An 11,079-nucleotide genomic window follows, 5' to 3' on the forward strand; every position below is an offset into this window, starting at 1 on the left:
TCGACCGCCAGGTCGTCGTGCCGCTGCCGGACGTGCGCGGCCGCGAGCAGATCCTGAAGGTGCACATGCGCAAGGTGCCGAGCGCCGACGATGTGGTGGCCTCGGTCATCGCTCGCGGCACGCCCGGCTTCTCGGGCGCCGATTTGGCCAATCTGGTCAACGAGGCGGCGCTTTTTGCAGCCCGTGCCAATAAGCGCCTCGTGGACATGGAGGACATGGAGAAGGCCAAGGACAAGATCATGATGGGCACCGAGCGGCGCTCCATGGTCATGTCTGACGACGAGAAGAAGCTCACCGCCTATCACGAGTCCGGTCACGCCATCGTCGGGCGGCTGGTGCCAGAGCACGACCCCGTGCATAAGGTGAGCATCATCCCGCGCGGGCGGGCCCTCGGCGTGACGCTCTTCTTGCCCGAGGACGACCGCTTCAGCTACAGCAAGCAGCGGCTCGAGAGCCAAATCTCGTCGCTGTTCGGCGGTCGTCTCGCCGAGGAGCTGATTTTCGGGCCGGAGATGGTCACCACGGGTGCATCCAATGACATCCAGCGGGCGACGGAGCTCGCCCGGAACATGGTCACCAAGTGGGGCCTGTCGGATAAGCTCGGGCCGCTCACCTACAGCGAGGACGAGCAAGAGGTCTTCCTCGGCCACTCCGTGACCCAGCACAAGAACGTGTCGGACGAGACCTCGCACCTGATCGACAAGGAGATCCGCAACTTCATCGACCGCAACTACGAGCGGGCGAAGAGTCTCCTTGAAGAGAACATGGACAAGCTTCACGCCATGGCGCAGGCGCTGATCAAGTACGAGACCATCGACTCCGATCAGATCACGGACATCATGGAAGGCCGTGAGCCCCGGCCGCCGAAGCAGTGGACCGCCGACGACGCGGAACCGCCAAGCGGGAGCGCTGATGCGCCAGCGCCCGCGACAGGCAGCAAGCCCGAAGCGGGCCCGCGGCCCTCGGGTGGACCAATCGGCGGTCCCGCGGGCGAGCATTGAGCGACAGCGGAGCGGCCGGCGCCACGTCGCCGGCCGCAGCAGGTGCCACAGGACCGATACTCCCCTGCGGCGATCACCGCCTCGACCTCAGCGCGCCCGTGGTGATGGGCGTGCTCAATGTCACCCCCGATTCCTTCTCGGACGGGGGTGATTTTTTTGGTGCCGATGCAGCACTGCGACGGGCGGAGCAAATGGTGGGCGAAGGCGCCGCCGTCGTCGACGTCGGCGGCGAGTCCACACGGCCCGGGGCGGCGGCCGTATCCGCCGCGGACGAGCTCCGGCGCGTGGTGCCCGTCATCGAGGCCCTGGCCCGCAGACTGCCAGTGCCCATTTCCGTGGATACGTCGAAGCCTGAGGTGATGCGGGCGGCGGCAGACGCCGGTGCAACCCTGATCAACGACGTGCGCGCGTTGCGCGAGCCGGGCGCCTTGGCGGCGGCCGTCGCGTTAGGCCTGCCGGTGTGCCTGATGCACATGCAGGGGGAGCCCCGCACCATGCAGGAGGCGCCGAGCTATACCGATGTCGTGGCCGAGGTCGCGGCATTCCTCGAGGCGCGGGTCGCGGCCTGCCGCGCCGCCGGGCTGGCGGAAGAGCGTCTGATCGTCGATCCGGGCTTTGGCTTCGGCAAGCGCTTGGCGCATAATCTCGCACTTTTGGCGCGGCTCCCTGAGCTGGCGCGGCTGGGTCCGCCGCTGCTCGTAGGCATCTCGCGCAAGTCGATGCTTGGCGTACTCACCGGGCGAGGGGTGGATGAGCGGCTTCCAGCGAGTCTCGCTGCCGCGGTGATTGCTGCCCATAGTGGTGCGCGCATCCTGCGGGTGCACGACGTCGCCGCCACCGTTGATGCGCTCAAGGTCGTCACGGCCGTTGCCGCAGCAGCAGAAGGCACGCCCGCCGTTCGAGGGGAACTCGGTTGAAGCGAAAATACTTCGGCACCGACGGCATCCGCGGTCGCGTCGGTGAGCCTACCATTAGCCCGGACTTTGTGGTGAAGCTTGGCTGGGCCGCGGGTCGGGTGCTCGGAGGGACCGCAGGCGGCACCGTGCTCATTGGCAAGGACACCCGCATCTCGGGCTACATGTTCGAGTCTGCTCTGGAAGCGGGGCTGGTGGCGGCGGGTATGGACATTCGGCTGCTCGGACCGATGCCCACGCCCGGCGTGGCCTATTTGACACGCACCTTCCGCGCCGCCGCGGGCATCGTCATCACCGCATCGCACAATCCGTATGACGACAACGGCATCAAGTTCTTCTCCGGCGACGGGGACAAGCTGGCCGACGACATCGAGCTGGCCATCGAGGCCGAGATCGACCGCCCCCTTGTCACGGTGCGCACTGCCGAGCTCGGCAAGGTCAAGCGCGTGGACGATGCGGCCGGGCGCTACATCGAGTTCTGCAAGGGCAGCTTCCCGCAAGCGCTTTCGCTGAAAGGGCTCAAGATCGTCATCGATTGCGCCCACGGTGCGACCTATAACATCGCGCCCTATGTCTTCGAAGAGCTGGGCGCCGAGGTGGTGACCATCGGCGCCGCGCCGGACGGGCTCAACATCAATCGCGATGTGGGCTCTACCAAGCCGGAAGCCCTGGCGAAGCGGGTGCTGGAAGAGCAGGCGGATCTCGGCATCGCCTTCGATGGCGACGGTGATCGGCTGATGATGGTCGACGCCGCGGGGACCGTCGTGGACGGAGACGCGCTCATCTACATCATCGCCAGCTCCCGGCACGGTGCAGGCTGTCTCACCGGGCCGGTCGTCGGTACGTTGATGAGCAACCTGGGGCTGGAGCTGGCGCTGCGCCGCCTTGACGTGACCTTCGAGCGCACCAAGGTGGGCGATCGCTACATCATGGAGCACCTCAAGCTCACCGGCGGGGTGCTCGGCGGTGAGCCGTCCGGGCACATCATCTGCCGTGATCGGACCTCCACCGGCGATGGCATCATTGCGGCCCTGCAGGTGCTGGCGGCGTTGGCAGAGCAGGGGCAGACGTTGGCGGCGGCGGCCGCCGCTGTGGAGCACTACCCGCAGGTGCTGGTCAACGTTCGGCTGGAGCGGCGCATGGACCCCACCACGCTGCCGCAGGTGCGCACCGCCATCGAGGCTGCGGAGGCCGAGCTCGCCGGGCAGGGCCGGGTGCTGTTGCGTCCCTCGGGCACCGAGCCAGTGGTCCGCGTAATGGTGGAGGGCATGGAGCCGGAGCTGGTGCAGAGGCTCGCCGAGCAACTGGCGGAGACGGTGCGCGCCGAGATCGGCGCCTGAGCCTGTCGGCGGGCGCCCCGGCGGTGGCCTTCGCCCCATCCGGTCCTCCGCCCTGGCGTGCCCGTCGGGCGTCTGCAGGAGAATCCCCAACAGGAGCAGCATTCCATGTCATCGACGACCTCCATCCATGGCATGTGGTCCTCGCGGCTGGCGTTCATTCTCGCCGCCACAGGCTCCGCCGTGGGTCTCGGCAATGTCTGGCGTTTTCCCTATACCGCCGGCGAGTACGGCGGCGGTGCTTTCGTGCTGGTCTACCTGGCCTGCGTCGCGGCAATCGGTCTGCCCATCATGATGGCGGAGGTCATGATTGGGCGCCGCGGTCGTCAGAGCCCCATCAACACCATGCGTGCGCTGGCCCGGGACGAGGGCGTGAGCCCCCTGTGGCAGCTGCTGGGCTGGATGGGGATTCTCGCGGGCTTTCTGATTCTTTCCTTCTACAGTGTCATCGCCGGCTGGACACTCGCTTATGTGGTCCGCGCGGGGGCGGGCACCTTCAGCGGTGCCGATGCGGCTGCTGCGGAGGCTCTGTTCAGTGCGCTGGTGGCGGACCCGGAGCGCTTGCTTGCCTGGCACACCATCTTCATGGTCATGACCGTGCTCGTGGTGGCACGGGGCGTTGCGAGCGGCCTGGAGCGGGCCGTACGCTGGCTCATGCCGGCGCTGTTTGTGCTGCTGGCGTTGATGGTGTTCTACGCGGCCCAGGCGGGTGACTTCGCCGCCGGCCTCGAGTACATGTTCTATCCGGATTTCGCCGAGCTTGGTGCCCATCCGGGAGAGGCTGTCCTCAGTGCCATGGGCCAGGCGTTTTTCTCGTTGAGCCTAGGCATGGGTGCCATCATGATCTACGGCTCCTATCTCAACAGCCGCGCCTCCATCGGCCAGAACGCCATCATCATCGCCGGTATGGATACCCTGGTGGCGCTGCTGGCCGGCATGGCCATCTTCCCGATCGTACTGGCCAACGGACTGGAGCCGGGCAGCGGGCCGGGGCTCATTTTCCAGACCCTCCCCATCGCCTTTGGCCAGATGCCCGGCGGGGCCCTGTTCGGCACCGTGTTCTTCGTGCTGCTGGTGTTCGCCGCCTGGACCTCGGCCATTTCCCTGTTGGAGCCCATGGTGGCCTGGCTGGTGGAGAACCGCGGCTTCAGCCGGCCCCGCGCGGCGGCCCTGGGTGGTGTTGTGGTCTGGCTGCTTGGTATCGCTTGCCTGCTGTCGCTGAACGTCTGGTCCGACATCACGGTCTTCGGCAAGGGCTTTCTGGACCTGTTCGACTATGTCACGGCCAATGTGCTGCTGCCCCTGGGCGGTGTGTTCATCGCCATCTTCGCCGGCTGGATCATGCGCCGCGCCTCGAGCGAGGACGAGCTTGGCCTGCGCGGGAGCTCCCTGGCCTTTCGGGCCTGGTGGGTCCTGGTGCGCTTCGTGGCGCCGGCTTGCGTCGTGCTGGTCTTTCTCCACGCTATCGGGCTGATCTGACGTGCCGGTCATCAAGAAAAGCGCGCTCGTGCGGCATTCAGCGGATGAGATGTTCCGCCTCGTGGCCGATGTGGAGGGCTATCCGAATTTCCTGCCGTGGTGTCAGTCCGCCAAGCTCCTGTCGGCGACTGACGATGAGATCTGCGGCCGCATTGAGGTGGCGCGCATGGGCGTGCGGCAGACCTTCTCGACTTGCAACCGCATCGAGCCGCCGGAGCGCATGTACATCGACCTCATGGATGGCCCATTCCGCAAGCTGACAGGGCTCTGGACCTTCAAGGCACTGCGGGAGGATGCCTGCAAAGTGGAGTTGGAGCTCGATTTCGAGTTTTCCGGCCGACTCATCGATAAGGCGTTCGGCGGGGTCTTCGGCACCATTGCCAATTCGCTGGTGGACGCCTTCTGCAAACGCGCCGACGAGGTATACGGTGACTGACGAGCAGATTCGGGTGGAAGTGGCCTATGCCCGCGAGGCAGCGCAGGCCCTGCTGCCGGTACAGGGGCCGACGGGGCTCACCATAGCCGACGCCATCGAGCGATCCGGCATCATGCAGCGGTTTCCGGAGATCGATCTAGACGTTAACAAGGTGGGCGTCTTCGGCAAGGTCGCAAAGCTGGACACGCCGCTCGCCGACGGCGACCGGGTGGAGATCTACCCGCCGCTCATTGCCGACCCGAAGCAGGCGCGCAAGGCGCGCGCAGCGGACACTGGGACGAAACAGGGTGCGGCCAAGCGCGACGGGACAGAGGCCTAACCCCCGTCAATGCCCCCGCCGCGGTGGGCGCTTAGTCTTTCGGCTCTAGGCCCACTGCATCCAGCGTGCGCCCGATGATGCCGCGGTTCTCGTTCCAATCGGGCACCTTCACGACCACCTCCGGGTTGTCCTCACCCGGGATGCCCTGGTCGGGGTCTGGCGGCACGAAGCCTTGAATGCGTACCAGGGCATCGTCCTCGAAGAAGAGCGTCAGCGGCTTCTTTTCCATGGGCGCATTGCCCCGCTGCATGGTGTAGGTGTAGTCCCACCGATTGGTGTGAAACATGTCGGTCAGCAGGGGGGTGCCCAGCAGGTAGCGCACCTGCGCCTTCGTCATGCCCATCTGCAGCTCGTCCAACATGTCCTTGGTGACGATGTTGCCCTGCTGTACCGGCATCTTGTAGACGAAGGGCAGGTTCGAGAGGACCGAGTCGTCGTGGTACTCGTCGGCCTTCTTGTTGCGTGCACATCCAATTTGTGCGGCAATAGTCAGAATGACGAGGAGAATGACAATCTTTCGCATCGGGTCAGTTGATTCTGTGGCGGCTGTCCGCGCTTCGCCGTGGCAGCGCAGCAGATCGGCGCCGCGTGGTTGGCGTGCCCGGCTGCAGCTGCTGCGCCGGGCGTTGTTCCCAACAGCGGGTCGGTGGCGCAAGTCTAACCCAGCCGGCGCGCTTTCAGCATTCGCCGCCGGCCGCGAAACGGCCGTCCGGTGAGGGCGGTTCGGCCTACGGGGGGCATGAGGCGATGATGGAGAACCAACAGATCAAGCAGGCCGGGCTCAAGGTCACACTGCCCCGGGTCAAGATCCTCAATGTGCTGGAGACGAGCGAGCTGCGGCATTTGAGTGCTGAGGATGTCTACAAGGAGCTCCTCGCCGCCGGCGAGGAAATCGGTCTTGCCACCATCTACCGGGTGTTGACCCAATTCGAAGGGGCCGGGCTCGTTTGCCGCCACCACTTCGAGGGTGGACAGTCGGTGTTCGAGCTCAATCGTGGTGCCCATCATGACCACCTGGTATGCGTCAAGTGCGGCAAGGTGGTGGAGTTCGTCTCGGAGATTATCGAGGAGCGCCAGCGTGCTATCGCCGCTGAGCATGGCTTCGAGATCGAGGACCATTCGCTGATCATCTACGGCGTGTGCAAGCAGTGCCGGGAGGCGACCTGACCCTAGGCAAGCTGCGCCTCTACGGTGCGCCGCACCATGCCGTCGATCCATATCGATCTATCGCAACAGACGCTGACGCTGCGTGCGGGCGACCGCTCGGTTGTCTACCAGGTCTCCACCGGGGCCAACGGCCCCGGTGAGCAGACCGGGAGTGGCTGCACGCCCCGCGGGCAGCATCGGGTGCGGCTCAAGATCGGTGCCAATTGTCCAGTCGGTGCCGTCTTTCGAGGACGCCGCTGGACTGGCGAGGTCTATTCGCCGGCGCTGGGTGTCGCGCAGCCCCAACGGGACTGGATCTTGACACGCATCCTCTGGCTTACCGGCACGGAGCGCGGACGCAATCGCGGCGGTAATGTCGACACCCTGCGCCGCTTTATCTACATCCACGGCTGCCCGCCCACGGAGCCCATGGGCGTGCCCCGCTCCCACGGGTGTATCCGCATGCGCGACGCCGATCTCGTCGCGCTATTCGACGCCGTGGGCGTTGGCACCCCCGTGGACATCTGCTGAAGCCGTTTGCGGACGGATTGCGAGCGGCGTGTCTGCGAACATCCTGACCCGGCTCGGCAGCGCCCTGGTGGTGGTGCTTGGCGTCTGCACGCTGGTGTTTCTGCTGATCCACTTGGTACCGGGCGACCCTGTGGAGGCCATGCTCGGCGAGCGTGCGCAAGCCGCAGACCGCGCCGCGCTGCAGGCTGCACTGGGCCTCGATCTACCGTTGTGGGAGCAGTATCGGCGCTATCTGCTTGGGCTCCTGCGCTTGGATTTGGGGCAGTCCTTTCTGGATCAGCGCCCGGTGGCGGCCATCCTCGGCGAGCGGCTGCCCGCGACCCTGCGCCTGGCGGCGGCGGCCCTCGGCATCGCGTTGGGGCTCGCGCTGCCGCTCGGCGTGCTGGCGGCGCGCTTGCGTGGCACGGCCCTGGACTCCGCGGCGATGACGCTGTCGCTGCTCGGGGTGTCCATCCCCAATTTCTGGCTCGGTCCGCTGTTGATCCTCGTGTTCTCGCTGTGGCTCGGCTGGACGCCGGTGAGCGGCGACGAGACTGCACTGTCTATCGTGCTGCCCGCGATCACTCTTGGCACTGCGCTCGCCGCCGTACTCGCCCGTATGGTGCGGGCGAGCTTGCTTGAGGTGCTTAACGAAGACTACGTCCGGACCGCCCGAGCCAAGGGCCTCGGCGAGACGGCGGTGCTGTGGCGCCACGCCCTGCGCAATGCCTGGCTCCCTGTGCTCACTGTGATCGGCTTGCAGCTCGGCGGCCTTCTGGCGGGCGCCGTGATCACGGAGACCGTATTCGCATGGCCCGGCATCGGCAGCCTGCTGGTGGAGTCCATCAAAGCGCGGGACTTCCCGGTGGTGCAGGGCTGTGTCCTGCTCATCAGCCTGAGCTACGTGTTGGTCAACGCCCTGACGGATCTAGCCTATGCCTGGATCGACCCGCGCATTGGCAACCGTTGAGCCGCCGGGGCTGGCCGCCGGGTCCATGCTGCGGGCTCTGTTGCGGGCCTTCCCGTGGTTGGTCCTCCTGGCCTGGGTACTCGCCGCTTTAGCGGGCCCACTTCTGGCAGCCTCGGCCCAAACCGTTGACCTGCCGCGCATCCTGGCGCCGCCTTCAGCATCGTTGCCACTCGGCGCCGACGATCTCGGGCGCCCAGTGCTGGCGCGGCTCGCGGCAGGGGCAGGCACGTCGCTGGCCGTGGGCTTCGGCGTCGTGCTGCTGTCCGTCAGCTTGGGAGCGCTGGTGGGAGGCATCGCCGGCTTTGCCGGCGGTTGGCTCGACCTCGTCATCGTTCGGATTATCGATGTCTTCCTGGCCTTTCCGGGCATTCTGTTGGCCATTGCGCTGGCCGGGATTCTCGGTCCCGGGCTCGGTAACCTGGTCATCGCGCTCGCTGTGGTGAGCTGGGTGGGCTACGCACGCCTAGTGCGCGCGCAGGTCCTGTCGCTGCGTACCCGCGACCATGTGCTCGCCGCGCGTGCACTCGGCGCCCGACCGGCGCGCATCCTGTTGCGCCACCTGCTGCCCCTCGCGGCCGCGCCGCTCATTGTGGAGGCCACTTTCGGCGTCGCCGCTGCGGTGGTCGCCGAGGCTGGGTTATCCTTTCTCGGGCTCGGCGTGCAGCCGCCGGCGGCGTCCTGGGGCAGCATGATCCGCGACGGCGTGTCGCACATGTTAACTGCGCCGCATCTCGTCGCGGCCCCGGGAGCAGCACTGATGCTTGTTGTGCTCGCCGTGAATCTGCTGGGCGATCGCCTCCGCGACCGACTGGATGTGCGTATCGCACGGCGCTGAAGCTTCTGCTCCGGCGATCCGCCCGCCCCGCACCCAACGCAAGCCCGCAACCCACAGGAGGAGCCCTCTTGGACAAGATGCCCGCGGAACACTACGCAGCCGTCCTCTCGCGTGCGGAATGTCTCGCCGACCGAGCGGCAGTGGATGCGGCCCTCGACGACATGGCGGCGGAGGTGGCCGCCGGCCTCGGCGACAAGGACCCGCTGGTCCTCGCCGTGGTCACCGGGGGCATTGTGGTCGCCGGGCTGCTGCTGCCGCGGCTGCAGTTCCCTTTGCGACTGGACTACGCCCACGCCACCCGCTATCGGGGCGCACTGAGCGGTGCAGATCTCCACTGGCAGCATCGGCCGGTGGAGGCTGTGCGCGGGGAGCATGTGCTCGTGGTCGACGATATCTTCGACCAGGGCCACACCATGGAGGCCATTGCGGCGGCCTGCGCTGAGGACGGCGCGGCCAGCGTCACTACCGCGGTTCTGGCGTTGAAAGAGGGCGCTGCGGAAACCGAGTATCGGCCCGATATCACCGGGCTCACGCTGCCGAACCGTTACGTCATGGGCTACGGACTGGACTACAAGCGCTACTTCCGTAATCTGCCGGGCATTTACGCCGCCGCCGACGAGGATGTCTGAGCGTATCGGCAGCAAGGTCCGTGCTCGGTAAAACGCTAATATAATTAAGGGCTTTTTGACATTGAGCGTCCAATGGTTTAAACCAACACAAGCATTCCGCACGCGGCGCTTGTCGATCTGTATCGACGGCTCACCGCAGCGAACGAGGAGGATGGGTTTATGCAATCACTCGATGGCTACCGTAATAGCCACGCCGAGCTGCGCCAGATGATCGACGATCTGCGCTCCATCATGACCTTGGATCAGCTCAAGATCCGGCCCAACGCCAAGACCGCTTACGAGCTCATGTGCGACCTCGCGAAGAAGGTCAAAGCGCATTTGGCAGATGAGGATCGGCAGCTCTACCCGAATCTGCTGATCCACGAAGACCCGAAGGTCAAGTCCATCGCCTGGGGCTTCATCAGCGGAGAGAAGCCGTTACGCCGGACCTTCGATGAGTACTACCGCAAGTGGCTCAAGGATTGCGATTTCAATTTCACGGAGGAATTCCTGGAAGAGTCCCGGGAGATCTTCGACATGCTGAGCTACCGTATCGATCGGGAGGAGCAAGTGCTCTTCCCGAAGCTCGTCGAGATCGGCATGTTCGCCTCATACGCCGAACAACGGGTCTGACTGCAAACGCAGCCGCCGTGCGGCGCCGGCCTCATCATGCGGCCGGCGCGCTCGCGTCCGAGCTGCAGCTGTACACGGCCGGCGCCTTGGGCGCCGGCTTTTTGCTGTCTGCAGCAGCGTGAGCCCAGGTCGGTTTGCCGCAAACGGCGCCGGCGCGTAGACTGCGCGCGTTTTGTCGCTAACGTCCCTCGGGCGCCCTCTGCGCTGCGCCGCAGGCCGCCTCGGGGCGGCCATGGAGCACGTGCATGGGCCTTCTCGGCATCATCGGCGGGTCCGGCTTCACAGCGCTGCCGGATGTGGAAGTCAGGCAGCGGGTGTGGGCGGACACTGCCTACGGCGCACCGTCCGCGGAGCTGTTGACGCTGCGCCACGGCGGCAATGAATTCTGCTTCCTGCCGCGCCACGGCGCCGGTCACAGCATCCCGCCGCACGCCATCAACTACCGCGCCAACGTTCAGGCTCTGGCCGACCGGGGCGTAACGGACATCGTGGCACTGGGAGCCGTCGGTGGCATTGCTGCCGACTGCGGACCGCTGCGGCTGTGCGTGCCGGACCAGCTCATCGACTACACATGGGGCCGCCTCGGCACCTTCTATGACGGCGCCGACGGCGACGTCGTGCACGTAGACTTCACCGCACCGTTCGCGTCGGCACTCCGCGAGCGTCTGTTGGCAGCGGGCGCGGCGCTCGGCATGCAAATGCGCGCCCGCGGCCCCTATGGCGTCACCCAAGGGCCGCGCCTCGAGACTGCCGCTGAGATTCGACGGCGAGCGCGCGCCGGCTGCGGCTTCGTGGGGATGACGGCCCTGCCGGGGGCGGCGCTGGCGCGCGCGACCGACCTCAACTACGAGCAGCACGCCTCCGTCGCCACGCGGGCGCCGGGGGACGGGG

Annotated in this window: 14 protein-coding genes; 13 read left to right on the forward strand and 1 reads right to left on the reverse strand. The window is 66.4% G+C overall.

The features are described 5' to 3' along the window. The 6 genes from I6U14_RS02060 to I6U14_RS02085 all read left to right on the forward strand — a co-directional run. Window positions 1–1,001: ATP-dependent metallopeptidase FtsH/Yme1/Tma family protein (locus I6U14_RS02060; RefSeq protein ID WP_367115611.1), on the forward strand; the 1,001-nt coding region annotated here is incomplete at its 5' end. A gap of 104 nt (window positions 1,002–1,105) precedes the next feature. Continuing rightward, window positions 1,106–1,918 (forward strand): dihydropteroate synthase, encoded by an 813-nt coding sequence (folP, locus tag I6U14_RS02065; protein ID WP_296896501.1) that lies wholly within the window; start codon window positions 1,106–1,108, stop codon window positions 1,916–1,918. Further along, entirely contained in the window at window positions 1,915–3,255 is a 1,341-nt protein-coding gene (gene glmM, locus I6U14_RS02070) for a phosphoglucosamine mutase (RefSeq protein WP_296896481.1), read from the forward strand. Before folP ends, glmM begins: the two co-directional genes overlap by 4 nt. 105 nt (window positions 3,256–3,360) lie before the next feature. Then, window positions 3,361–4,731, forward strand: a complete 1,371-nt coding sequence (locus I6U14_RS02075) for a sodium-dependent transporter (RefSeq protein WP_296896483.1) — start codon at window positions 3,361–3,363, stop codon at window positions 4,729–4,731. Window position 4,732: 1 nt separating this feature from the next. Then, on the forward strand, window positions 4,733–5,167 hold the full coding sequence (locus I6U14_RS02080) for a type II toxin-antitoxin system RatA family toxin (protein WP_296896485.1): 435 nt from the start codon (window positions 4,733–4,735) through the stop codon (window positions 5,165–5,167). Beyond that, window positions 5,160–5,486: an RnfH family protein gene (locus tag I6U14_RS02085; protein ID WP_296896487.1), complete on the forward strand. Its 327-nt coding sequence runs from the start codon at window positions 5,160–5,162 to the stop codon at window positions 5,484–5,486. Before I6U14_RS02080 ends, I6U14_RS02085 begins: the two co-directional genes overlap by 8 nt. 31 nt (window positions 5,487–5,517) lie before the next feature. Here the strand turns inward: I6U14_RS02085 and I6U14_RS02090 are convergent, their stop codons facing one another. After that, entirely contained in the window at window positions 5,518–6,009 is a 492-nt protein-coding gene (locus I6U14_RS02090) for an outer membrane protein assembly factor BamE (RefSeq protein ID WP_296896489.1), read from the reverse strand. Between the two features lie 227 nt (window positions 6,010–6,236). Here I6U14_RS02090 and fur point away from each other — a divergent pair, with 227 nt between their 5' ends. The 7 genes from fur to I6U14_RS02125 all read left to right on the forward strand — a co-directional run. Beyond that, complete coding sequence (gene fur / locus I6U14_RS02095; protein ID WP_296896503.1) at window positions 6,237–6,653, forward strand: ferric iron uptake transcriptional regulator; 417 nt, start codon at window positions 6,237–6,239, stop codon at window positions 6,651–6,653. 36 nt (window positions 6,654–6,689) lie between these two features. Continuing rightward, entirely contained in the window at window positions 6,690–7,163 is a 474-nt protein-coding gene (locus I6U14_RS02100; RefSeq protein WP_296896491.1) for a L,D-transpeptidase, read from the forward strand. A 28-nt stretch (window positions 7,164–7,191) separates the two neighbouring features. Further along, window positions 7,192–8,112, forward strand: a complete 921-nt coding sequence (nikB, locus tag I6U14_RS02105) for a nickel ABC transporter permease (RefSeq protein WP_296896493.1) — start codon at window positions 7,192–7,194, stop codon at window positions 8,110–8,112. A 25-nt stretch (window positions 8,113–8,137) separates the two neighbouring features. Further along, window positions 8,138–8,947: an ABC transporter permease gene (locus tag I6U14_RS02110; RefSeq protein WP_367115612.1), complete on the forward strand. Its 810-nt coding sequence runs from the start codon at window positions 8,138–8,140 to the stop codon at window positions 8,945–8,947. 77 nt (window positions 8,948–9,024) lie between these two features. Further along, the gene (locus tag I6U14_RS02115; protein WP_296896505.1) at window positions 9,025–9,576 is read left to right on the forward strand and encodes a hypoxanthine-guanine phosphoribosyltransferase; all 552 of its coding nucleotides are present in this window, start codon (window positions 9,025–9,027) and stop codon (window positions 9,574–9,576) included. 159 nt (window positions 9,577–9,735) lie between these two features. Continuing rightward, entirely contained in the window at window positions 9,736–10,188 is a 453-nt protein-coding gene (locus I6U14_RS02120) for a hemerythrin domain-containing protein (protein ID WP_296896497.1), read from the forward strand. Between the two features lie 245 nt (window positions 10,189–10,433). Further along, on the forward strand, window positions 10,434–11,079 hold a 646-nt coding region (locus tag I6U14_RS02125; RefSeq protein ID WP_296896499.1), incomplete at its 3' end, for an S-methyl-5'-thioinosine phosphorylase.

It is taken from the genome of Thiohalocapsa sp. (genome assembly GCF_019695415.1).
Taxonomy (GTDB): domain Bacteria; phylum Pseudomonadota; class Gammaproteobacteria; order Chromatiales; family Chromatiaceae; genus Thiohalocapsa.